This is a genomic window from Ruminococcus sp. SR1/5, from assembly GCF_000209835.1.
GTDB lineage: Bacteria > Bacillota > Clostridia > Lachnospirales > Lachnospiraceae > Blautia_A > Blautia_A fusiformis.
In genome coordinates this window covers 469,029-493,439 of the sequence record NC_021014.1, presented here as the reverse complement: position 1 = coordinate 493,439, position 24,411 = coordinate 469,029, and the positions used below count along the sequence as shown (strand labels likewise).

The window sequence follows — 24,411 nt, the reverse complement described above, 5'->3', positions numbered from 1 at the left end:
ACTGCCCTTATCTTCAATCGCTGTCCCTTAGTTTTCCATTTCCAGTGTTTCTACATCATCATCAAATGTATCCACTGCATCGTCCATGGTCTCCTGATCCAGAGTCAGCGTCTCAACTTCATCTTCTTCCTCATCCTCCTGCAAAGCCTTATTCTTAAAATCTGCAAGAAGGTCACTGGAAACAGTATCACCGGATGCCAGTGCATCCTTCAGTGCATCAGATCTAACCACATCCGTGAGGAGCTTTTCTGCACTCTCCTCTGTCAGAACATCATTCTCTGTAGTTGTGGTCTTATTTTCCTCCGCTGTTGTATCCTGATAGAAGGATGGCTTTCTGATATAACGGAAGCTTGCACTGTATGCCTCACCAACCGTTACACCATTCTTGCTTGAGGAACAATGTACTGCGATCCAGTCGCCGGAATCCGTCTTTCCGCACAGGATACCAACGTGGTTGTTGCTTCCTGCTTCCGGTCCTCTCTGGAATACCAGATCTCCTGGCTGTGCATCTGCTTCGCTGACAACACCGGCCTTCTCCCATTGGTCAGAGGTTCCATCTCCAACTGCTGCCTGCATTCCCTGATCCTTATATCCATTGATCACTGCCCAGGTAACAAAGCCGCTGCAGTCCAGACCATATGCACGGAGCGTACCGGAGCTTCTGCTGCCGTCTGCTGATACCTTCTCAACGGAGCCCCAACTTGGATCTTCTCCGATCACCGTAGATTTGCCGCCCCAGAAATATCCGACCTTACCAACCAGTGAATACGCTGCGGTGATAACATCTACACGATCCTCAGAAACATTGTCTCCCACGCTTTCACGGACAAAGCCTTTGGATGCGGTAACTACCGCACAGAGAAGCTTACAGTCTGTTTCCACATATTTCTTAAGGACGCTTCTGTCTTCCTTTGCAATATTGTTCTTCTTGATGTAGTAGTTGATCTTACGATTTCCGTAGGATATCTTGGTAATATCCTGCTTGTCCCTGACGATGGGGTTCATCTCCGCAAAGATCCTTGCCAGATCATCCTTGCAGGATGCATCCAATGTAAATGACGTTGCTCCTGCTTTGCTCTTTTCGTAAATATAAACAGCAAGGATATCCTGCCAGTTTCTTACCAGAAGTGTATTCTCCATATCGGTAAGCTTGTTCTTCTCTTTATATTCTCTTTCGATCTCTTCCATTACAGAAGCAAAATCATCAGAGAAGGACAGATGATAATTGCTCTTAAGACTATCCAGATAAAAATCCTTGCCCGCATGGAGATTGGATACCATATTTGTCACATAAACAGGATCTCCGATCTGTGTTGCTGTGGCGTTATTTCCATCTGTGATCTCTGTATTCTTGTTATCTTCCGTGCTGCTATCATCTTTTTTGTTGCCTTTTTGTTATCACTGTCGTTCTTGTCGACAGCTGCAAGCTTGGCTTCTGCCTCAGTCAGGATCTTATAATTCGTAACCTTGGCCTTTTCTGTATTAGACAGTGCCTCATAAGCTGCACGTACGCTATCTATCTCCGCTTTATCTGCTGCTGTGATCGTTCTGCCTGCCAGTGCTTTGATCTTCCGGATCACCGCTTGTACCTTTGCAGAGTCATCCCTGGCCGGTGTTGCCGTCGGTGCAGGTGTTGCGGTTGGCTCCGGCGTTGCCGTTGGTGCAGGTGTCGCTGTCGGTTCCGGTGTTGCCGTTGGTGCAGGTGTCGCTGTCGGCTCCGGTGTTCCCGTCGGCGCAGGTGTTGCAGTTGGCTCCGGTGTTTCCGTCGGCGCAGGTGTCGGTGTATCTGTTGGCTCCGGCGCTGTAGTTGGTTCCGGGTCAGGTGCAGCAGTTATTTCCGGTTCCGGTGCAGCTGTCGGCTCCGGTTCTGCCGGAACTTCTGGTTCCGGTTCACTTACCTCACTCCCGTCTCCTGAAACACCTTCCTCAGCAACAACATTATCTGCTTCCTCGGCGGCTTTTACTCCGGTTGGAATTGCCAGTACCATAGCTGATAACATCGTGATGCAAAAAAACTTATTCAGGTACTTGTTCTTCATATTTTTTAGATGCTCCCTTCTTTCCTTGAACATCCCTTTACTTCCCCTATAATAAAGGTCTGCCTTAAACCGTTTGATAACTTAAAGTTTAATTCAATTTATTTTAGCATACGAAAATCGTGAAATCAACTGTTCTGGTAGGATATCTCCTTCAATTCATCTATTTTTCACTTTTTATTCACATTTTTGTAAGATTTTTTAGAGTTTACCATAACGTAAAAAAGCCACAGTGCTCTCACACACTGCGGCTTTTTATATACTGTCAGACAGTCACTGCCGGCTGTCCGCCCATATGAAACTGTTTTCTGACACAGAGCTGAAAAATTCCCTGTACAACCTGATAGCACACCCGAAGGATAAAACGGATGTCATCGGCAATGCACCGCGGGCTTTCCAGATAATATGCATGACGCTCACGGATATATTCCACAAGTTCCTCAAAGCTTTCAAACTGCTTCGCTTCTTCCAGCTGGCTGTCTGCTGCGCCGCTGAGGATGCATTCTCTCAGGCGGTTCTTCAGCTCAGCTTCATAAGAATTATGTGCTGCAAGATTTCCTTTGTATGTTTTGTTATGAGGAAAAGTAAAATAATCAGCCATATAATGCATGACCTCACCGAATCTTCTCCAGTATACTCTGGCATTCTCTTCCTCCGGGTTCTTCTCGACAAGCGCCCTCATCTTATTCTGGAGGTGATCGAATGTTCCGAAAAACTCATGTCTGGTGGTGAGAAACGATGGTTTCAGATCAGGCATGATATTGCCCAGGCAAAACGCTTTTCTGTGCTGCTGGAGACTGTACACCTCAGACATCTGGTCAGCCAGGTATCTGCCTAACAGTATATGTGATTTTTTACGCAATTTTTTCCCTCTTCCTTCTTTCCTGATCCAGATCCTGACCGGTCAACAGTAATTTGGTTCCGCCCGGTCCTCTTCTGGGATCCATAAATCATCCGTTTACCGGAACCAACTTTACTATAGCACTGTTTTTTCAAATAATCAAATAAAGATTATGTAAATTTTAATCCAGATCAAAAAGCTGCCGCTGCTTCAGGTCAATAGATGCCCAGACGGTACTTGTCTTCGGTTCTCCGTAAAGATAAACCGTGCTGGAAACCAAGCAGCATATATAATTCACTTTTTGTTCCAATCCCTCCATCAAGTCCAACACTGTTGTGCGCAGCTTCAACCAGGGTCTTTGCCCTATCTTCAGTAACTCCTCTGCCACGCATCTTTTTATCATGCCAGATCTTTCAGATCCCATTTACTCCAAGCGCGATCACATCTTTTGGCAATGGTGCTTTTTCAAGCACTGCCAGGCCGCTTATTGCATCAAATCGTGTGTATAATCCCAGATATTCCGGGAAATGTATTGCAAGCCATCTCTGAATCCTGTTTGCAGATATGTTGTGCTGCTTCATGATCCCGTCACGGCTGTATACCAGGTCTCTTATCAGAACTGCAGTCTTTTTATTCTCAGTCTTAAGTGTCTCTGCCCAAAGGTTGAAAGAATTGAACCCTTCCAGATCGTTATGAAAAGAAAAATACGTTTTGTAAGTTCGCGTCCTCTGTTATCAAAAGCTCTTGCATAATGTATCTGGCTTCCGATATCAACTCCGACAACCATTGTTGAATCTGTTACTTGCTCAATCTTTTCATTCTGTGTATAATTGTGTATAATTCATTTGGAACCTCCAGTGCTTGCTTGTTTTGTTTACATCCGCCAAGATGCAACTCAATCATACCTTGAGGTTCTTTTTATTCAATTGGCGCTTTTAATGAATTCCATATACCTCTTTATTATATTTTTCAATCTCGTCATCAATAATTGAATCTACATGAGGGAACAGACAACCGGGACCTCCATAGGTAATACATGGAATGAAATGTCCGTGTGGTGCATACTCCTCACATGCTCTTCTGACCTCCTTGCGGATCTCTTCTTCTGTGGAATCCACTCGGTCTACGATCGAAGCATCGATTCCGCCCATAAGTGTCATTCTTCCGTTCAGCTGTTTCTGGAGCTTCGGAATATCATTCTGCGGAAGTGTTCCCTGCCAGATGTCAATCCCAAGATCAACCATATCCTCTATGATCGGTTCCATGAAGGAATCTGCGTGATGCATGACGATCACTCCATGGTCTTTCATATATTTATAGGATCTTTCATACTGTGGTTTGATAAATTCTCTCCATGTGTCCGGACTGATGAACAGGGACTGCTTGGAACCCCAGTCATCGTGGGAAAGGATGATATCCGGGTGGAGATTATCAACGATCAGCTTTGTAAGCTGGAACCGGTACTCCCCAATGGCATTGCAGAGATCCATCATATCCTCCGGCTCAAGAAGGAAGTTCACCAGCATATCCTCAAATCCCATCAGGAAGTGAAGCCTCTCAAAAACACCTGTAGGCATAAATGCCATGAAAAGGCTTCCTGAATCCTTTATCTCCTGTGCCTTCTGTTTAAATGGTTCCCATAAAGCCGGATCCGAGCACTGACCGACAATATCCGGGATCACCAGCTGCTCTTTCCATTCTGTGATATCATCAATGACCTTGTTGTCCTCTGTTACATGTGGCATTGCAGCCAGCTGTTCCTGGGGCCAGAGGATCTCAGTTCCGAAAAGATCCTTCATAGGCTCCATACCACGGTGACGGTTTCCACGCACATAATTATTTGCCGGGTTCGGCGGGTAAAAGGTCGCACCCTCATACTGTCTCAGAAGTCGTTCCGGCCTGCCATCCTTTTTTATCGTTTCAAGTAAAATCTCCGATGCTTTCAACATAATGCTTCCTCCTTTATTATCCTGTGATCTTTCGAAATACCCGATCACTTATCTTTATGATCTTGCGTCAATCTCAGCCTGATACTGAAGAACCTTTTCCTTTGTGATCTTAAATCCAAACACCAGAAGCAGAAGACCTGCCAGACAGAAAATAGCCGGAACAAGTGCAAAGGAAATCGTCATTCCCTGACGAGCCGTCCCCTCAAGAACAACTCCAGATTTCCAGCCTACCGCCACAAGACAGGCGCTGAGAATCGTTCCTCTTAAGAACACGGCAATTTTCAGCGGAAGATTCTGTAATCCCATGATCCATCCGGATGCATCTTTTCCGCTCTTCCATGTTGCATACACTACAGTGTCAGCATAAAGTGCAGGTGAAGCTGCAAAAGCCATGCCATAGAAGAACTGGGCAAGTGTCATAAGAGCGATCACTGTCATTACATTTCCATAGAAAATATATACAAGGAACAGTGATACTGCCATTCCTGCATAAGCAATGATCATAGTTGTACGGGACGATATTGCTTTTGCAATGTATCTCATGGAAAAAGCTCCGATGATGGCACCGATAGCAACACAGAGAAGATAAGTGGTCATCAGTCCCGGATTTCCCATTGCATCCCTGAAATAGTAAATAGCAGATGCTGCTGTCACAAATTTCACACACCATTTTGCAAGGTCTGCCAGCATCAGGACCATAAGAGGCGGATTCTGAAACAGGGAAGCAAACATCTCTCTGATCGTGATCTTTGTTTTGTCATTTTTCTTTCCTGCTGTTTCCGTTTCAATCTCTTCATAGCCTTCCGTCATCTTGAAATGGGCGAAATAGGTTACGACCATCAGAATACCCAGGCAGAAAGCTGCTGCTGCAAATTTATTTTTCTCACCGACATATCCGGCAAGAAGTGTTGCAAATGGAAGACCCATATAGGAAAACAACAGACCGCCTATGTTATTCCAGGTTGCCCTGGAGGATGCAAGCGTTGCTTTGTCTTCCGGTGTTTTACCAACAATACTGATCAGGGTTGCATTGGCAACATAGCTGAAATTCCATGCCACATGAGATGCGATGGATGCGGCAATGATCACCACTGCCGAAAGCCATTCATTATCACTGACACGTATGAACATGAATGCGTACAGAAACGGCACCATCCACGGAACCATGATCAGCCAGGAACGATAACGCCCCCATTTCTTTGCTTTTGTGCCATTGATGATTCCTCCGTAAAGCCAGGACAGACATGCATCAACAATGGTAAATACGGAATTGATCACACCAGCTACACCAGCTGCAAAACCAGCCAGATCCGTCAGAAATGTCATAAAGTAAAATGTCTCGATATTACTCATAAGAACAAATCCGGCATCACCAACACCAAAGAAATATTTCAGGGCATTTGTAAGACCCTTTTTCTGTTTCGGATCTTGTTTCGGTATTTCATTTTTACTCATTTTCTTTCCCCCTTCGCTGTTTTTTGTGGGGCCGGCCATTTCCACAACTTCACGTTACCTTTGATGATTACAGTATAGTTGTTTTTTTCTTGTTCGTAAATCCGCACACTTCTTCATTCTTTCTCCAATGCTTCATACTTTTTGTACAGTTATTATTGTAAATATGCACAAATAATTCCCTCTCTGTTTTCTTTTTATTTTCCGTCTAATATGTTATAATTTCCTATAAATACAAGGCTTTTATGAATTGGAGGAAATATTTTGAACAAAAGAGAGCATTTCGTGAATAGCCCGCATACAGGCTTCCATCTTAATCTCCAGATCATTGCTGACGATTTTGCGGAGAAAAAAGAGGATGTTTCCATCCTCTGCCGTGAAGACCCCCTGACGCTGGATGGTCTTCGCATATATCAGGCAGGAGCCCTGCTGAAGCCATGCTACCTTTATCTTGTCTTCGGCAATTCTCTTTCCGAAAGCTTCCTGCGATACCAGAACATCGCATTTGTAGTGGTGGGCTCCGGTGATCTTTCCTGCTTTTCCGAAAGCTGCAGGATCCTTCACATTAAGGGAACCCTTTCTTTTTCTGAGGTCTTCAACCAAATACAGCAGACCTTTGACAGATATTCTGACTGGGACAGTAAACTCCAGCTTGCACTTGGAAGTATCGATCCGCTGAATGAGATGCTGGAAGCCAGTCTGGATATATTTCATAATCCGGTTTTTGCCCACGACACCAACTTTTATATCCTTTCTTCTCCCCGGCACGTAACCGGTATGTCCGAATGGGTCCATGACCAGCGTACAGGAAGACTCATCGCACCTTTAAGCCTGATTCAGGATTTCAAGCTTGACGCCGAATACCAGCGCACACTTATCACCCACGGCGCCAATATTTATTCCGAAGAGCTCCGCGGTTACCGTATCCTCTACATGAATCTCTGGGTCAGCGGCAATTATCAGGGCCGGCTTTGTGTGGATGAGCTCCAGACGGAGATACAGCCCGGACATTTTTCTGCTCTTGAGTATCTTGGCTCCTTTATCGAGCTGTGCATCCGTCGGCACAATCTGTTCCAAATTTCAATGGGAAATGACTCCCGGCAGTTTTTCACGGAGTATCTTTCCGGAAAGCTCACAGAACTACAGGCAGTTACCGATCAGATCCAGTATCTGAACTGGAATCGCCATGACCGGTATCTTGTACTTCGTCTGGAAACCCAGCAGCAGGATGACCGTATGCACTCTTCCATCGCCACACTGGGACACATTGAAGCCCAGATCCCGGAAGGTCTGGCCTTTACCTATCAGCAGGGAATCGTTGTGATCGTTAATCTGTCCTTTAAGCACTCTGTATCTTCCGATGTTATCAGTTCACTTGCGATCATCCTGCGCGAAGGGCTTTTTAAAATGGGAGTAAGCTCTGAATTTCGTGATTTTCTCCTGATCCCTCAGGGATATATTCAGGCTGTTTCCGCCTTGCGCCTGGGCAAAAAAAGTCAGAGCATGGCCTGGTGCTATCATTTTGATGCTTATCTTCTGGAATATATGCTTTCCCAGATCAGCCATCAGATCAGTCCCGAGCTTCTGGTCTCTTCACGGCTGGATGCACTGCAGAATTATGACCGAAAAAACAATACTGAGCTGTGTCACACACTCAAGGTCTATCTGGAGCATGAACGCAATTCTCTTCAGACAGCCCGTGAGCTTTTTATACATAGAAGTTCCCTGACCTACCGTCTGGAGCGCATCCAGAAGCTCACAAAGATTGATCTGGATAATCCGAAAGACCGGCTTCTTCTGCAGCTCTGCTTTCTTCTGCAGGAAAAGGACCAGACTGTCACCTGACAACCTGGTCCTTTTTCTGTTTATATCTGTAAAAACTCCAATCCGAAATAATGTTCCATCCATAGCCTGATGGTTTCTTCCGAATCGCTTATTTTCGTTTCAATGGATCCATCTTCCTTCTGGATCGTAAGAACATCCCCGGTCAGCGCAACACTTCCTTCCGGTCTGCAGATGCTCACCACTCTTTTTCTGGTAATTAATACATCTGGAGATTTTGCACAATAGAAATTCAGCAGTTCAAAATCTGCTTCTACTGTAGGAGTCTGTGAAAATCTGAGTATTGGCAGATATTTTTCTTCTTTCCTTCGTTCAACAAGTATCTCTCCGTTTGTATTTCCCGGCTTCATGTTAACACGGTACCATCCGTTTTTTCTCTGTGGATACCATCCTTCATAAGAACCGGCTTCTTGGGACCGGGACCTCCGTATCCTACATCACAGTAATAGCTTCCTTCCTCAAAAATAACAAGGGTTGCCCGGTGCAGGACCGGCGGAAGCTCTTCCCGGTTCCACAATATCCTTACCGCCACAGGGATCACACGGAAATCCAAAGCTTTCAGAAGCTCATAAAACAATTTATTCAACTCAAAGCAATATCCACCTCGTTTTCTGACAATGATCTTCTCATAAATATCTTCCCACTTCAGAGAAGGAATCCTTCCCTCGTCAAAAACTTCCAGATTTTCAAAGGGAATACTGCAAAGATGAAGGTCCATTATCTTTTCCAGACATTTTTTATCTGTTCTTAATTCACCCTCATATCCGATCCTGTTCAGATATGCCTCCCGTTCTCTGTCATTCATTTTTTCACTCCTGTTCTATTCAAGAAGATAACAGCTGGTATAGGCGATCGTACAGGGACCATAATAGTATTCCAGACCATTTGCCTGGCATACCTGTGTTACCAGCATTCCATAGGCTTCCATCGAAGAAAATGCCTGTTCGGGGAAACGGCATGGAGCATCCGGATATGTACACGTTTTACATTTTGTACAGCACCCGGCCCCTATGGGGAGCATGCCCGGCCATCTTTCTCTGAGCATTTTTTCAAATTCATAAAAATTCTGTTTATGAACCGCTTCGGTCTCCATCATCGTCTCTCCGTCCAAAGGATCCTCCAGTTTCCCCACTGTCTGGACAATAATGCCTTCCCTGTACTTTTCTATCTTTTTCTGCATACTTCAAGATCTCCGCATCCGGGAGGACAGCTCCAGCGTTTTGCATACATATGGCAGGTATTATTTTTGCACATTTCCCTTACCTCCGGCATAAGCTGGATCGAATCGCTCTTCAGAAGCGCTACATAAGAAAATCCTGCCTTTTTTCCCATTTCTTCCAGTTCTTTTATATTAAGCATATCCATTCTCCTCGCATTACGGAAAGCATAAGCCATCCACAAAACAGTCCTGGAACTCCGGCGAAGCTGCCAGCTCCACAAAATCCATATTTTTGACAGTTCGATCCATTTCTTTTCTTTCCTCTTCATTCAGGAGTGCGATCCTGGCACCTTCGCCTGCCGCATTTCCCACCGGCTGTATCCTGGGCAGCAGCTCAGCCGGGAACATCCCGATCGCCGCCGCACTTTCCGGATTCATGTAATTGCCGAATGCACCGGCAAGATAGACCCGTTTAATATCCTTTTCTGTGATCTCCAGTCTTTTCATAAGAAGAAAAATTCCTGCTGCGATAGCCGCTTTTGCCAGCTGCACCTCTCCGATATCCTTCTGTGTCAGATAAACGCCCCTGTCATTTCCCGACTTTTCCGGAGGTACCAGCACAAACACTCCCGCCTTTTCCTGGCCGCTTTCCAGATGACCACTTTCATCAATAAAGCCAGCCAGGTACAGCTGTGCCACAAGATCGATCAGACCTGAACCGCATAAGCCTGCCGGAGCCTTATTTCCTATAGTCGTGTATTCCCATTTTCCATCTTTGTATACTACATGATCTACTGCTCCTGCTCCTCCGCGCATCCCGCACTCGATCTTTGCACCTTCAAATGCCGGACCGGCAGCTGTTGAACAGCAGGCTAATCTCGTTTTATTTCCAAGGACCATCTCCCCGTTCGTTCCAATATCGATCATAAGGCTGATCTCGTTCTGCTGATCCTGTCTGAGCGCCAAAATGCAGCCACAGGTATCTGCCCCTACATACCCGGCTATATCAGGCAGCATAAGCAGCTGCCCCTTTCTGTGGATATGGAGCCCATATTGCTCTGCATTCAGTGTAAGCCCCTGACTGATCGCCGGATTATACGGTGCATGGACCAGCGATGCCGGAGAAATCCCAAGAAAAAGATGATGCATGCAGGTATTTCCTACCACAGATACCTGACAGATATCTAATGTGCTTCTTCCTGCTTCCTCTGCCAGTTCCTGGAGCATTTCATCAACCGCATTCCGTATGCAGCCGGTCAGCTGCTCTACGCCATGCTCCAGAGCATGATCCGCCCGCATGATCACATCTGCGCCATACTGAGTCTGTGGGTTCATTCTGCTCTTGAGAGCCAGCTGCTTCCCGGTCAATGCATCCATAAGATAGCCGACCACCGTCGTGGTACCTATATCAAAAGCCGCAAAACAGATTTTTTCTCTTCTCTGCTGATATCCAGGATCTCATTTCCTGCACAGATCACATACCATTCTTCTGCTTCTTTTCTGCAGCCGTAAAGCTTCGATGCAATTTCAGTATCAGGCAGAACAGGTTTTTCCACATCCAGCTGTTCTGTCAGCCGCTCCCATTCAGAGCGGTTGTCTCCTGTCTCCGGTTTCTTAAGAATCACTTTTTTCTGTTTCAGATCAGGCCTGAACGCAACCGGTCTCTGCATTCCTTCTGTAAGGATCTCCTCTTCCTGGCATCCGGACAATGTATCTACTTCAAGGTCACTATGGATTTCCGTCTGACATGCAAGCACCATGTGATCTTCTATTTTAACACGACATTTCCCGCACTTTCCCCGGCCTCCGCAGGGTGCATCAGGAACCAGCTTTGCTTTTCTTTCCGCCTCAAGGATCCTGGTACCCGGTTCCACCAGGATCTCCTTTTCCTCCCTGATAAATTTTATTCGGTACATTTTCATCCCTCCGATGGTCACTGTAAAGCAAAAGCCGCTCTGCCGTCTATGCCATGCACAGACAATACAGAGCGGCCCGTTTTATTTTCCCTTATGCTGCCAAAGCTTTTGCAAGAACTGCTGCGCTTGCTGCATCTTCTGAATATCCATCTGCGCCGATCTCATCTGCAAACTCCTTCGTGATCGGTGCTCCTCCAACCATGATCTTAACATTGCTTCTGAAATCTTCCGCATTAAGTGCTGCAACTGTATCCTTCAGAGCCGGCATTGTAGTTGTGAGCAGCGCTGAAAGTGCAATTACCTTAACATCCGGATTTTCTTTGTAACATTCAATAACCTTCGATGCAGGTACATCAACACCGAGATCAATAACTTCAAAGCCGGCACTTTCGATCATCATTGCAACAAGATTCTTTCCGATATCATGAAGATCTCCTGCTACAGTAGCGATGATAAGTTTTCCCATACTTCCTGTAGCGCCGGATGCAAGATGCGGTTTCAGAACCTCAACACCCTTTTTCATTGCACGGGCTGCTACCAGCATTTCCGGAACAAAGATTTCTCCGTTCTTAAATCTTTCACCTACAACAGCCATTGCATCGATCATGCTGTTAAGAATCTCTGTTGCCTCACAGCCTTCATCAAGAGCTGACTGTACAGCTGCACCTACAAGTTTTGCTTTTCCTTTTTCTACCAATTCTGCTACTTCTGTGATTTTTGACATAATCAAACACCTCCGCTTTTTATTTTTTATCCGCATTCCGCATATGCGTTTTATTTATTTTTTACAGGTCCGATCAGACCTTCTCTGTATGCTCCGATGTATTCCATACAGTAATCATCCAGACCAAGCAATGCCTCTGTTGCATATACAAGTCCAAGCATATCTCTGTTTGTAGGATCCATGATCGCACTGTCAAGGCCGGCATTCATTGCAAGTACCACAAATCCGAAATTGATAAGCTTACGTACCGGCAGATTGAAGGAAATGTTGCTGATCGCCGCTGTAATGTGGATCATCGGATACTGTTTACGGACACTTGAAATTACTTCCACGTTCATCGCAATACCATCTTCAGATGTACAGAGCATCTCAACCAATGGATCAATATGGATACGATCCGGTGAAATTCCGTACTCTTTCGCTTTTGCCATGATCTTGTCAAATACCTTCAGTCTGTCTTCCGCACTTTTGGGGATACCTGTATCATCGCTTAGAAGTGCGATAACCTGCCACCCTTTATTTTCAGGCTGTGCCATAAGAGGAAAAATCTTATCGATCTTATCTCCCTCACCGGATACAGAGTTAAAAATACCCGGTTTTCTGCAGAATTTGTAAGCTTCTGTAAGAACATCTGCGCTGGGACTGTCTACGGAAATCGGAAGATCTGTCACTTCCTGAATACAGCCGATCATCCATTTCAAGGTTTCTACTTCTTCTGCTTCCGGAACAGATGCGCAACAATCGATATAGCTTGCTCCTGAGTTTGCCTGAGCAAGTGCCCGCTGCTTGATGAATTCTGCATCTCTGTTTGCGATCGCCTCCGCCACAGAGGGGATGGATCCATTGATTTTTTCACCTATGATTATCATACTATTTATCCTCCCGTTAACATATTCTGGCCTGCATCAAGAATTGTTACTGTTCATTCCGTTCTCAGTAACACGCTTCGCAGAATATTACCAATGAACAGTAACCAGGAATTCTTATTTCAGTTCCATGTCTTTCATATAATGATTGTATCAAAATAAATGCAAAAAACCAGCCGCATTTCATACCATAAACATTGCATTTATTCCTACATTTTGTAGGAATGTTTTTTAGGAAAGACCTTCGTAAGCAGCAATCTAAAATAAGCCCATAAATCATAGCTTTGTCTACGATTTATGAGCTTATGCTAACACTTATTTCATATTCCTTAAATTTCCCTGAAATCCGGTGTCCCGTACAGGTCATACGGAGTACTCTGGTATACGTAATAATTCAACCAGTTCGTATACAGGTTGTTGGCATGGGCCCTCCAGGTGAGGAGTGGTTTGTTGTTTGGATCGTCATCTTTGTAATAGTTCTTCGGGATTTCAATAGGCAGACCCTTGGCAAGGTCTCTCTTATATTCGCCATCCAAAGTCACGCGGTCGTATTCCGGATGTCCCATAACAAAGATTTTACGTCCTCCCTCTGCCATTGCAAGGAACAGACCAGCCTCTTCGCTTTCCGCCAGGACCGTAAGGTCTTTGCATGCATGGATATCTGCAATAGGAACTTCTGTGTGTCTGGAATGCGGCGCAAGAAATACATCATCAAAGCCCCGGACCAGCGGGATCTTACGGTTCAGTACCCTGTGCTGGAAAAGTCCGAACATTTTCTTATCCAGAGGTTTTTTCTCCAGGCCATAAAAATGATAAAGACTGGCCTGCGCTGCCCAACAGAGAAAGATCGTGGAAGTCACATGCTTCTCAGTCCAATCCATAATCTCAGTCAGCTCATTCCAGTAATCCACTTCCTCAAAAGGCATCTGCTCCACCGGTGCTCCTGTGATGATCATTCCATCAAATTTACGTTTCTTTATATCGGTGAATGTTTCATAAAACTTGTTCAGATGGCTGAGAGATGTATTCTTGGCTTCATGGCTCTCCACAGCCATAAATGTCACATCCACCTGCAGCGGTGTATTGGAAAGAGAACGCAGAAGCTGCAGCTCTGTTTCTTCTTTCAGCGGCATCAGATTCAGGATCAGAATATGGATCGGACGGATATCCTGGTGCATGGCACGTTTTTCGTCCATTACAAATATATTTTCTCTCTCCAGGATCTCCTTTACCGGAAGATCCCCCTGTGTTTTGATCGGCATTGTTTGCCCTCCTTATATATAAAGCGTCTCTTATAAAGGAGCCGCTCGGCTTTTTTCTTCAGATAAAAAGTATCTCCAGTCTGTACGGCCTTTACTGCACTCCGGCAAGTTTCCGAAAATCTTCTTCTGAAAGGATCGGAATCCCCAGTTCTCTTGCCTTTTTGTTTTTGGATGAATTGGACTGGATGTCGTTATTGATCAGATAATTGGTCTTTTTGGTAACTGAACCGGTAACCTTGCCTCCCAGGGATTCGATCAGCTCTTTGGCCTCACTTCGATTTCCAAAGTGCACCAGACTTCCTGTGATCACAAAATTCATTCCTTCAAAGATCTGTTCCTGTTTGGGACTGTCCTCCTGAATATGAAGAAAGCTCATCAGATGATCCAGGCGGCGATCATTATCCTCATCCCTAAAATAAGCTACCAGATTTCCGGCAATGACCGGCCCGATGGTATCAATATCACTGACCTCTTCCAGACTGGCATGACGTATCCTGTCCAGATCATTGTCAAAATGACGGCAGATCACCTTTGCATTAGCCAGACCGATATTTGCGATCCCAAGACTGTAGATCACTCTTGGAAGTGTAGTCTCTTTCGCCCGTTCCAGACTTTCCATAAGATTATCATAGGATTTCTGCCCAAAGCCTTCCATTTCCACGATCTCATCTTTATACCGGCTGATCTCAAAAATATCGCCAAAGTCATGGATAAATCCCCTGGCAATAAATTTCTCCAGTGTTGCCTCGGAAAGTCCGTCGATATTCATGGCATCCCTGCTTGTAAAAAAGCCCAAAGGATTTGATCTTCTTGGCCGGGCACCCCGGATTGACGCAGAAAAGACATTCCACATCGTTTTCTTTCTTCACTACCGTTTCCTGTCCGCAGGCCGGGCAGGTATGCGGGATCGGTGCATTACCGCTTCCGGTCAGATTTTCCGCGATCTGAGGAATGATCATATTTGCTTTGTATACACGAATGGTATCTCCGATCCCCAGCTTCAGTTCCTTCATGATACTGATGTTATGCACACTGGCCCTGCTCACTGTGGTTCCTTCCAGTTCCACCGGCTCAAAAATTGCTACCGGATTGATCAGTCCGGTCCTGGACGGGCTCCACTCAATCTCCAGAAGTCTCGTATCACGCATCTCATCGGCCCATTTAAATGCCATGGCGTTCCTTGGAAACTTGGCTGTAGTTCCCAGAGATTCTCCGTAAGCAATATCATCATACAATGCCACAAGCCCATCTGACGGAAAATCATTGGTCGTAACTGCTTCCGCAAAGTAATCCATCGCTTCATCCAGAGTTTCCGCTGTGACTTTTCGATATTCCACAACCTCAAAGCCCTGTTCATTCAGCCACCGGAACTGCACCTCCCTGGAATTCCGGAAATCCACGCCTTCCGCACTCACTAAAGAAAAAGCATAAAACCGTACGTTTCTCTTCGCTGTAATTTCGTTATTCAGCTGGCGGACAGAACCACTGCAGAGATTTCTGGGATTTTTGTATTTGGCATCTGCATCTCCGATGGTTTCGTTGATCTTTTCAAAATCCGAATAAGTAATGATGGCTTCTCCGCGAAGTACCAGTCTCCCTTTAAAAGAAATTTTCAAAGGTATGTTCTTAAATACTCTGGCATTATTGGTAATAACCTCTCCCACAATACCATTTCCTCTGGTAACTGCCTTTATAAGCTCTCCGTTTTCATAGGTAAGCACGATCGTTAAGCCATCCAGCTTCCAGGATAAAAGTGTAGGATGTTCCCCGATAAACTCTCTCAAAGCTTCTCTCTCTTTGGTCTTATCCAGAGACAGCATCGGTCTCTCATGTTCCTCCTTGGGGAGCTGCTCCACTGCCTCATATCCTACATTAACGGTTGGACTGTCTGCCAGAACGATCCCTGTTTCTTTCTCCAGTGCGCTCAGAGTGTCGTACAGGGCGTCGTACTCCACGTTGGACATGATCTCCCTGTCTTCCTGATAATAGGCCCTGGACGCTTCCCGGAGCTTTTCTCCCAGCTCTTTCATTTTTTTATGGATGATTCGTTCATGGCTTCCTCCCGTCCTTTTTTCTGATTTTTCGGAGGAAAGCATCTCCTCCAGTTCTTTTCGTTCTTCCGGCCGGATCTCACGATATTTCCCCTCTTCCAGGCCATCAATATACAGATTCATGATCCGAACACGTTTCAGTGTTACGACTTTATATCCGAAATATTCACACATACGACGGATCTGGCGGTTCAGACCCTGGGTAAGGATGATACGAAAACTGTTTTTCCCTGTTTTTGTAACCTTGCAGGGACGTGTGACCGTATCAAGGATCGGCACTCCGCCGCCCATACCACGGATAAATTCTTCTGTCACCGGTTTATTCACGGTCACCTGATATTCCTTTTCATGGTAGTTCCCCGCCTTCATGATACGGTTCACCAGATCTCCTTCATTGGTAAGGAGAAGCAGTCCTTCGGAATCTTTATCCAGCCGTCCTATGGGATAGATCCGCACCGGATAATCCAGATATTCTGTTACTGTCATCTCATTCCGCTGCTGCTTGGTACTGCAGACAATCCCTTTTGGTTTATGAAAAAGAAGCAGGATCTTTTTTCCTGTTTTTTACAGGCTTTCCGTCAATACAGATCTCCGCATCCGGAAGGATCTTCATTCCTGTGGAAACCAGTTCTCCATTGACAGTAACCCTCCCCGCTTCTGTCAGGCGGTCTGCCTCTCTTCTTGAGCAGACTCCTATATCGCTTAAATATTTATTGATTCTGATTTTTTCGTCCATTGTTCTATTATATATTTTTTCCCACGTGTTCGCAACCGGTTATTTTTCTTGTATTTTCTTGCTCATTATTGTATGATAAACAGAAATATACTTAAATATCAGGAGGAAAATCATGTCAGAGCATACTCCACGTATGAACCGGCTGCTGATCTTTGTCGCTGTTTTCCTGTGTCTGATCTGCGGTATTCTCTTTACCCAGTCATCGGCCGGTCCTTTTGAAAGCAGCAGTACTTCCGTAGTTTCCATAAATACCAGCGATATTTCGACTATTGAACCAAGTTCAGATCGCGATCACCATACAGATGCATCGATATTTTCCGGCGCTCCCTCACCTTCCGCCACACCGTCTCCTGTTCCCACAGAGATTCCCGAAACAGAAAAGGTTTCGCCGGAGGCAGAAAACGGAGTCTGGACACCGGATGGCACCAACTGGAAATTTATGGTTGACGGAACCGCCTATACCGGATGGCTTACCGACACAGATAGTCATCGATATTATTTCAATAAGGACGGAATCATGCAGACCGGCTGGATCACCCTAGGCAAAAAACGTTATTATCTGGACGAAGACGGAATCATGCAGATCGGAACCATCACCGTAAATGGAAAAAATACACATTGGCAGCAGACGGTTCACTCAAAAAATGATCTTTCGTTATATCAGAGCAACAAAAATGCAGGTTCTTCCGGAACCTGCATTTTATTAACCCTTATTATTCTAACAGACCACTATAGACATAACCGGTCTGTCCATCATAATCAACCTGTATCCAGTCGCCTTCCTGCCCTTTCTTTTCAACTTCCGTTCCTGCAGAAAAACCACCGATAACCTCACCCTCTGAATCTGCGGAAGCACGAACATTACAATCCTCTGTAACTGTAAGCATTGTTCCTGCATCTGCGGAAGCACTGGCATCTTCACCAAGGCCCTGAAGGAATTCTGCCAGAGAGGGATCACTCTCCTGCGCAGCTTCATAGTCCGTCTTTACCTTTGTGATAAGCTCCTGCACATCCTTCTCAGATTCCAGTTTTTTCACATAGGCACTGATATCTGCATCGTCATCAGCACCACCTTTGATCTTCAGATTGCCGTCACTGCCCGTCTCCACATAAAACTGGCTCAGTGCCGGAACCGGAGTCTCAATTCCAGTACAGATATAATTAAAGACTACATAAACGACATACGAATCGTCCGTCAGTCCCTTCTTAGCGTAAACATTCTGTACTTCATACCCATCAATATAATCCCTTGAATTAATCTGCGACTCGTCAGCCGGCGTAAATCCGTCCTCAATCGTCTTAAGTGTTGCAATGTCTTTTTCCCCAAAAGCTTTATAATAGCTCTGAATCAGCTCGGTTACTTCCGTGCTGGCTTTTTCCATGGTTGTCTCCGCATCCGTATCTGCCGCGGAACTGGCGTCTTTCTTCTCGTCTGTCTCCCCATCATTTGCCGGAGAAGAAGGATCATTTTCCTGGTTACTTTGGGCTGTTGTCTGATCTTTATTGGAATTCCCCTTCTTACCTCCAACACAGGCGCGGACGCCAAAGATCAGAACAAGCACGATCACCAGAATGGCTCCGCCTAACATAAAATAGCGAAGGTTATCTGATAACCATTCTCTGAAATCATCCAAGTTCTTGTCCTCCTTATCATAACAACACGCCGGAACAATTCCCACTGTTCCGGGTAACACACCTGAAGGGAATCGAACCCCCGCACATGGTACCGGAAACCACTGCTCTATCCACTGAGCTACAGGTGCATAATGAAAAACATAACTTCTAAATTCAGGTATGAAATTATCAAAGTAGGTTTACATTGTTTATGATTTTAACACAAATCCATGAAATTGTAAAGATTTTTTAAACAGTACATATTCATCACACATTTTATGGTTGCTGTTCACTCCGTTCTCCGTATCGTTTTACGCACTTTAGTCATTTTTCCAGGCCAGAAGGGCGAACACATTCACCCTTCAAACCTGTATACCACATATTTTTCTGTCTGTGCAATAGGGGTACATCCTGCCTGACGGATATAGTCATGATTTGTAAGATCTACCGGAAGAACGAGATAATCGGTTTCCGTTCTTTTCAATACCTGCCGGAACTTATCGATCCCTACATCCATCTGATAACTGATCACATCCATGATCACTTTCTGGATCTGGTAGGCCTTGCTGTTTTCGTAGTTTCCTACCACAGTACTTCCTGCACGATACAGGATAAAATTACGATCCAGAACAAGGATCAGTGACGGATCATACTGTCTAGCCACCAGATTCAGCTCATTGTCAAAAACAACCTTGGGTTGTTCTTTATCGCAGTCCTGATGGATCACATCGCATACTGAGCGCAGCTCATTCGGGACTTTATAGATGTTTTCCGCCATCACATAATCTTTTGCAATGCCGGGAACAGGTGTCCCCGTAGTGACGATCACTGCCGCAAGGATCAACGCTGTTACAGCCTTCAGCCATCGAAACCTTACCGCTTCTACGATCCGTACAGCATAATAGGCAGCACCCGGGATCACCGGAAGGATCCAGATAAAACGATAATATTCACTTTCAAAATGTACCTTTGGTATCACATATTTTACAAGAACCGGATTATATACCGTAAGTGCCAGAAAGACTAGATAATACAGGAACACTCTGGATTCTTTTCTCCTGCGGTAAAAAATATCCCAGAGTATACCTGCCAGAAAAAATACAGGCAGCAGACAGCCACTCCAGTAATTTTCCATACAGATCTGCACAAAACGCAGTCCCAGTTCTTCGATCGTTACTCCCGCCATTTTCTTCTCCTATCCATAGTATCTTCCCAGTTTCCTATGATGCCGGAAATGCGATCCATCCAAGCTTCGCCGAAAAATAAACCAGGGCATACAAAAATCCCGGCAGCATACAAAGCGCATAGGGAATCGCGTAGGAAATCTTTTTCTTCAGCACCATCACCGGAAGGATCGCCGTACTGACTACCGCAGGATAAATAAGGGAGGATCCTGAAAACGTCAACGCACTGACTGCAGCAATGAAAAGCAGCACCCAGCTCTCTTTATTTCTGCCATCTTTGTTGAGCCAGAGCCGTATACTTACCAGAAGCGCTGCCGGAATGGAAATATTTGCCAGCAGGGCCTTCCCTTCATAAACCCGCATAAACGCAAAGGTTCCTGTTGTATAGATAGAAAAAGAAAACAATTGCATCAGACACACAAAAAGAACCATCAGGTCTGCTTTTTTTTCATCTCCACGAAAAAAGCTTTTTCCGATCTGGTAGATCAGAAGATTGATCATCAGCATGTTGATCACAGACATCACGACCTTGGACTGAACGATCGGGTGGATGCCCAGAAGGACACACCACACCGCATTGTTCATCGGATATGCAGAAAGATCATAGCGGAGATTAAAATTTCTCTGGATAACACCGGTAAGCGGACTGTATCGGGCAAGAGTGTCTGTATACACAGAAGTGCTTACTGCACCAATATAATGTGTTGCATCTGCAGTAACGTCCTGATATGTAGCCACCAGAAAACACTGCAGGATCACTGCCGCAGCGGTCAAAAGCAGCAGCAGTGAATGCTTCCGAAATGTTTCTCCTATCCGGTCCAGCTGTCCCTTCCAAAGTTTATGCGCAAACAGACATGCTGCCAGTACACAAGCTGCCATGATCACCATCCACAGATACGAAAAGGTACTCAGTTTTACCCATTTCAGTGTCATAGGAACTGCAAGTATCTCAAAAACCGCAAAATACAGAAGATATCCCAAGACCAGTTCCATGGTTACTTCCGCCTTCATTTTCAGTATCCGTGTCAGCAGACTTCCTGCACAGAAAAATACCAGCAGTTCCAGGATCAGTCCGGCAATTGCCAGTATTAGCTCCTGCATTTCACACCTTCTCTCCGGCTTCTCTGGCAAGGATTCCCATTGCAACCTTCTCCGGAGTGATCGGGAGCTCTCTGACACGTACACCTGTTGCATTATAAACCGCATTGGCAATAGCCGGACAAGGTGTATCGATCACAAGCTCACCAATGGATTTTGCACCGAAAGGACCTGTCTTCTCGTAGCTGCTCTCAAACTCGATCCGCACCTTCGGAATATCCATACGGTTGGGGATCTTATACTGCATAAAAGAATTGTTACGGATCTTTCCCTTATCTGTATACTGCACATCCTCATACAGAACCATTCCGATTCCCTGACCGATACCGCCTTCTGCCTGCACTCTGGCAAGATTTGGATTGATCGGAGTTCCACAGTCGATCACGCCCACATAATCAATGACATCGATCTGTCCGGTCTCTTTATCGACCTCCACTTCAGCGGCACCTACCATAAACGGTGGCGGAGAGATTGGAGAAGAATATTCTTTTACAACCTGAAGCTCACTGCAGACTCCACAGGTCGCTTTTCCTGCGATCTGCTGCAGCGTTACCTCTTTTCCGTCTTCTGTGCGGACTTTTTCTCCGTCAAAATCAGAATCCTCTGCAGATACTCCAAGCATCTGTGCGCCAAAAGCGTGGATTCTCTTTCTGAGTTCTCCGCAGGCCTGGATTACGGCATTTCCGGTTGCATAGGTTGTGGAAGATGCATAAGAACCGGAATCATAGGGAGAAATATCTGTATCCACACTGAATACCACGATATTTTTCATATCTGTATCCAGACAGTCTGCTGCCATCTGAGCAAGAATGGTATCACAGCCGGTTCCCATATCAGAACATCCAAGTGCCAGGGTATAGGAACCATCCTCATTTAATTTAATGTCTGCTCCGCCAACATCGATCCCTGCAATAGATGAGCCCTGCATAGCCATAGCGATACCGACACCCCGTACTTTGCCGTTACCCATATCACGGAACGGATATTTCTCATCCCATCCGATCATTTCCTTTGCACGGGCGAGGCATTTATCCATGGTACAGCTGCCGTTGATCGGTACATCCGGATATCCTGGAAGTGCCTCTCCCTCCATAGGCATGTTCAGCTCACGGAATTTTACTGGATCCATCCCCATCTTATGAGCCAGCTCATCTGCTGCGGACTCCACAGCAAAAATACCCTGTGTGGCACCATAGCCACGATAAGCGCCAGCTGCCTGCATATTGGTGTAAACAACATCATAGGCAAAACGGTAGGCTTCCGTATGACGATACAGCGCAATGGATTTATGGCCTGAAAGTCCTACGGTTGTAGGCCCATGCTCTCCATAGGCACCGGTGTTGGAAAGAGTATAAAGATCGATTGCCTTTACAATACCGTTTTCGTCTGCACCCATACGGATATGGACTTCCATCTCATGCCGCGGAGAAGACGCGATCATGGATTCCTTTCTGGAAAAAACGATCTTGGACGGACGCCCGGTAACCCATGTTACCAGTGCCGGGAAAACCTCACTGACAGAAGACTGTTTTGCACCAAAGCCCCCGCCGATACGAGGCTTGATCACACGAACTTTGGAAGACGGAATGTTCAGCGCATTTCCTACGATCCTTCGGATATGAAACGGGATCTGGGTGGAAGAAACCACCGTCAGTCTCTGAAAATGGTCCATATAACAGTAGGTACGGAAGGTCTCCATCATGGTCTGCTGATTTGCCTTTGTGTGGTAAACCTGATCTACTGTATACGCACATTTTTCCAGCATGGCATCCACATCACCCACTTCTTCTACATTGGAGGAACAGAGATTACGCTTATTATCTCCGCCGGCCGGGATCGGCATATACCAGTCATCCTCCGGATGCACCAGGATGGGATTATCCTTGGCTGTGTGGATATCCAGAACTGCTTCCTCCACACGATATTTTACCTTAATGCGTTTCAGGGCTTTATCTACTGCCTCTTCTGTCTCACCGGCTACGATGGCAACCGGATCCCCTACAAAACGCACATGCTTATCTATGATATAACGATCCCATGGACTGATCTCCGGCGCTGTCTGCCCGGCCAGAGTAAATCTTTTGTGTGAAACATCCTCATAGGTCAGAACACAGGCAATTCCCTCGATCTTCTTTGCAGCATCTGTCTTGATCTCTTCCACCCAGGCATTGGCATGAGGACTTCTTAAGATCTTGACGATCAGGCAGTCAGAAGGTGCAAGATCATCGGTATAGACCGGTTTTCCGGTTACCAGCGACATTGCATCTGTTTTTGGCACCGGCTTGTTTACGTATTTCATTTTCCTTCCTCCTGTCCTTTTTTATAGTCGAGAAATTTCAGGATACTTCTGGTCTGTCCCACAAATCCCGAGCAACGGCACAGATTTCCGGAAAGATACTCCAGGATATCCTCTTCTGTGGGATCTTCCAGTTCCTTTAACATGGCAAATACATTCATGATAAATCCCGGATTGCAGAAGCCACACTGCTCTGCTCCCTCATTTGCCATAAAAGCGCCGAATTCCTTTGCTTCCTCCTGCATTCCCTCCAGAGTCACGATCCGTTTCCCGTCTGCGCGGGCAGCCAGCATGGAGCAGGACAGTACCGGACGTTCATCCATCAGCACAGTACAGAGACCACAGTTTGCAGTCTCACAGCCACGTTTTACGCTGTAACAGCTGTTTTTTCGCAGGAAATCCAGAAGCAGTTCATCCGGACGTACCTCTGCCTGCCGTTTTACACCATTCAGCCAGAAAGTGATATTCATTCTGCTCTCCCTCCGATCTCTTCCCAGGCTCTTCTTGTAAGGACTTTCACAAGAAGACTTCTGTATTCTTTTGAAGCACGCATGTTCTTGTCTGTAGAAACATGTTCCGCCGCATATGCGGCAAAAGATGCTGCTGCATCCTTTTTCTGCTGTGCATTCATCTGTACAAAATCTTTTAAGATTTCCTCTTCATCTTCCACGATCATTGCTTTTCCGGGTCTGGCCCCAATGACAGTTCTTGCTTTTCCGCCAATAAGAGCGGCCGCACAGGTGAGCACAGGAAAATCTGTGGAATTGTTCCGCTGACTTAAGTACACACTGTTCAGCGGCTGTTTTTTTACAATGATATTTACCAGGATATCGTTATCCTTTTCCATGGATGCAAACTGTGCCAGCGGAATGGTTCCGCCATTGTACAGCTCCACCCAGGTATCCAGTGCCAGAAACATGGTCAGTACATCGGAAAATCCGAATCTTCCGAAAATACTTCCGCCCACTGTGGCACAGTTTCGAAACTGCACACCCACAATGTGCCGTACACTTTCACGGATAGCACTGTTTGTATAGGCATTCAGCTCTTTGTGGGTTTCCAGCGCATGAAGTGGTGTCATGCAGCCGATCACAAATGCTTCTTCTGTTTCTGTAATAGTATCCAGCCCAAGACCTGACAGGTCAATGGCTGTCATGATGTTCCGGTTTCCCATTTTCAGCCAGACCATACCGCCCAGCACACAGGCTGTTCTTTTCTGGTTCAGTTCATATGCCTGTTCAAGGCTTTCTGCCTTTACGTAATTCTTTATCTTCAGCATACTTTATTCCCTTCTGAATTCTCATTCTCTTTCTTTACGGCTGTTTTTTCAGCCGAGCATTTATTTTAACAGACTGTCAGCTAAATAGCTATTGTTTTTTCTCTGC

General features: G+C 45.6%; 20 protein-coding genes, 1 tRNA gene and 4 pseudogenes. 2 read left to right on the top strand and 23 right to left on the bottom strand.

The genetic code is table 11. The features are described from left to right. Positions 1-27: 27 nt before the first annotated feature. The 6 genes from CK1_RS02465 to CK1_RS02440 all read right to left on the bottom strand — a co-directional run bounded on the left by CK1_RS02465 (position 28) and on the right by CK1_RS02440 (position 6,281). Positions 28-1,281 (bottom strand): C40 family peptidase, encoded by a 1,254-nt coding sequence (locus tag CK1_RS02465; RefSeq protein ID WP_306289057.1) that lies wholly within the window; start codon positions 1,279-1,281, stop codon positions 28-30. Positions 1,282-1,286: 5 nt separating this feature from the next. Further along, positions 1,287-2,039, bottom strand: coding sequence for a hypothetical protein (locus tag CK1_RS02460; protein WP_306288696.1), 753 nt, complete (start codon positions 2,037-2,039; stop codon positions 1,287-1,289). A 262-nt stretch (positions 2,040-2,301) separates the two neighbouring features. Beyond that, entirely contained in the window at positions 2,302-2,898 is a 597-nt protein-coding gene (locus CK1_RS02455; RefSeq protein ID WP_022426477.1) for a zinc dependent phospholipase C family protein, read from the bottom strand. A gap of 392 nt (positions 2,899-3,290) precedes the next feature. Then, on the bottom strand, positions 3,291-3,458 hold the full coding sequence (locus CK1_RS02450; RefSeq protein ID WP_015524738.1) for a hypothetical protein: 168 nt from the start codon (positions 3,456-3,458) through the stop codon (positions 3,291-3,293). 354 nt (positions 3,459-3,812) lie between these two features. Continuing rightward, on the bottom strand, positions 3,813-4,826 hold the full coding sequence (locus CK1_RS02445; RefSeq protein WP_015524736.1) for a uroporphyrinogen decarboxylase family protein: 1,014 nt from the start codon (positions 4,824-4,826) through the stop codon (positions 3,813-3,815). 54 nt (positions 4,827-4,880) lie between these two features. Further along, positions 4,881-6,281 (bottom strand): MFS transporter, encoded by a 1,401-nt coding sequence (locus CK1_RS02440; protein ID WP_015524735.1) that lies wholly within the window; start codon positions 6,279-6,281, stop codon positions 4,881-4,883. A gap of 261 nt (positions 6,282-6,542) precedes the next feature. Between CK1_RS02440 and CK1_RS02435 the strand changes: the two genes are divergently transcribed. Further along, entirely contained in the window at positions 6,543-8,123 is a 1,581-nt protein-coding gene (locus CK1_RS02435) for a PucR family transcriptional regulator (protein WP_288161664.1), read from the top strand. Positions 8,124-8,143: 20 nt separating this feature from the next. Here the strand turns inward: CK1_RS02435 and CK1_RS02430 are convergent. The 10 genes and pseudogenes from CK1_RS02430 to CK1_RS17880 all read right to left on the bottom strand — a co-directional run bounded on the left by CK1_RS02430 (position 8,144) and on the right by CK1_RS17880 (position 16,834). Further along, positions 8,144-8,838 (bottom strand): annotated as a pseudogene (locus CK1_RS02430) (arylamine N-acetyltransferase family protein). A gap of 102 nt (positions 8,839-8,940) precedes the next feature. Further along, a pseudogene (locus CK1_RS02425) lies at positions 8,941-9,374 on the bottom strand (DUF2284 domain-containing protein). A gap of 121 nt (positions 9,375-9,495) precedes the next feature. Beyond that, a complete protein-coding gene (locus CK1_RS02420) occupies positions 9,496-10,656 on the bottom strand; it encodes an ASKHA domain-containing protein (protein WP_015524730.1) in 1,161 nt (386 codons plus the stop codon). Between the two features lie 26 nt (positions 10,657-10,682). Next, positions 10,683-11,195, bottom strand: a complete 513-nt coding sequence (locus tag CK1_RS02415) for a 2Fe-2S iron-sulfur cluster-binding protein (protein WP_015524729.1) — start codon at positions 11,193-11,195, stop codon at positions 10,683-10,685. A 91-nt stretch (positions 11,196-11,286) separates the two neighbouring features. Continuing rightward, the gene (locus tag CK1_RS02410; RefSeq protein ID WP_015524728.1) at positions 11,287-11,919 is read right to left on the bottom strand and encodes a cobalamin B12-binding domain-containing protein; all 633 of its coding nucleotides are present in this window, start codon (positions 11,917-11,919) and stop codon (positions 11,287-11,289) included. 50 nt (positions 11,920-11,969) lie between these two features. Next, entirely contained in the window at positions 11,970-12,788 is an 819-nt protein-coding gene (locus CK1_RS02405) for a methyltetrahydrofolate cobalamin methyltransferase (RefSeq protein WP_015524727.1), read from the bottom strand. A gap of 326 nt (positions 12,789-13,114) precedes the next feature. Then, the gene (gene metA, locus CK1_RS02400) at positions 13,115-14,047 is read right to left on the bottom strand and encodes a homoserine O-acetyltransferase MetA (RefSeq protein ID WP_015524726.1); all 933 of its coding nucleotides are present in this window, start codon (positions 14,045-14,047) and stop codon (positions 13,115-13,117) included. Between the two features lie 91 nt (positions 14,048-14,138). Further along, positions 14,139-16,077, bottom strand: a pseudogene (ligA, locus tag CK1_RS02395) (NAD-dependent DNA ligase LigA). Positions 16,078-16,233: 156 nt separating this feature from the next. Further along, a pseudogene (locus CK1_RS17885) lies at positions 16,234-16,584 on the bottom strand (pseudouridine synthase); the annotation flags it as partial. 43 nt (positions 16,585-16,627) lie between these two features. After that, on the bottom strand, positions 16,628-16,834 hold the full coding sequence (locus tag CK1_RS17880; protein WP_015524723.1) for a S4 domain-containing protein: 207 nt from the start codon (positions 16,832-16,834) through the stop codon (positions 16,628-16,630). A gap of 112 nt (positions 16,835-16,946) precedes the next feature. On the opposite strand from CK1_RS17880, the gene CK1_RS02385 reads away from it, so the two are divergent. Then, positions 16,947-17,663, top strand: coding sequence for an N-acetylmuramoyl-L-alanine amidase family protein (locus CK1_RS02385; protein WP_306288695.1), 717 nt, complete (start codon positions 16,947-16,949; stop codon positions 17,661-17,663). On the opposite strand, the gene CK1_RS02380 is transcribed toward CK1_RS02385, so the two are convergent. From CK1_RS02380 to CK1_RS02350, 7 genes are all read right to left on the bottom strand, one after another. Next, on the bottom strand, positions 17,548-18,468 hold the full coding sequence (locus CK1_RS02380; protein WP_022426066.1) for an SH3 domain-containing protein: 921 nt from the start codon (positions 18,466-18,468) through the stop codon (positions 17,548-17,550). The genes CK1_RS02385 and CK1_RS02380 overlap by 116 nt on opposite strands. A gap of 57 nt (positions 18,469-18,525) precedes the next feature. Then, positions 18,526-18,597: transfer RNA gene (locus CK1_RS02375), tRNA-Arg, on the bottom strand. Between the two features lie 206 nt (positions 18,598-18,803). Beyond that, positions 18,804-19,634 carry a hypothetical protein gene (locus tag CK1_RS02370; protein ID WP_015524720.1) on the bottom strand — a complete coding sequence of 277 codons (831 nt, stop codon included), beginning with the start codon at positions 19,632-19,634 and terminating at the stop codon, positions 18,804-18,806. 34 nt (positions 19,635-19,668) lie between these two features. Continuing rightward, positions 19,669-20,733: a DUF6077 domain-containing protein gene (locus CK1_RS02365; RefSeq protein WP_015524719.1), complete on the bottom strand. Its 1,065-nt coding sequence runs from the start codon at positions 20,731-20,733 to the stop codon at positions 19,669-19,671. A gap of 1 nt (position 20,734) precedes the next feature. Next, entirely contained in the window at positions 20,735-23,029 is a 2,295-nt protein-coding gene (locus CK1_RS02360) for a xanthine dehydrogenase family protein molybdopterin-binding subunit (protein WP_015524718.1), read from the bottom strand. Further along, positions 23,026-23,496 (bottom strand): (2Fe-2S)-binding protein, encoded by a 471-nt coding sequence (locus CK1_RS02355; RefSeq protein ID WP_015524717.1) that lies wholly within the window; start codon positions 23,494-23,496, stop codon positions 23,026-23,028. The genes CK1_RS02360 and CK1_RS02355 overlap by 4 nt, the downstream gene beginning before the upstream one ends. Beyond that, positions 23,493-24,305: an FAD binding domain-containing protein gene (locus CK1_RS02350; RefSeq protein ID WP_015524716.1), complete on the bottom strand. Its 813-nt coding sequence runs from the start codon at positions 24,303-24,305 to the stop codon at positions 23,493-23,495. The genes CK1_RS02355 and CK1_RS02350 overlap by 4 nt, the downstream gene beginning before the upstream one ends. Positions 24,306-24,411 lie beyond the last annotated feature (106 nt).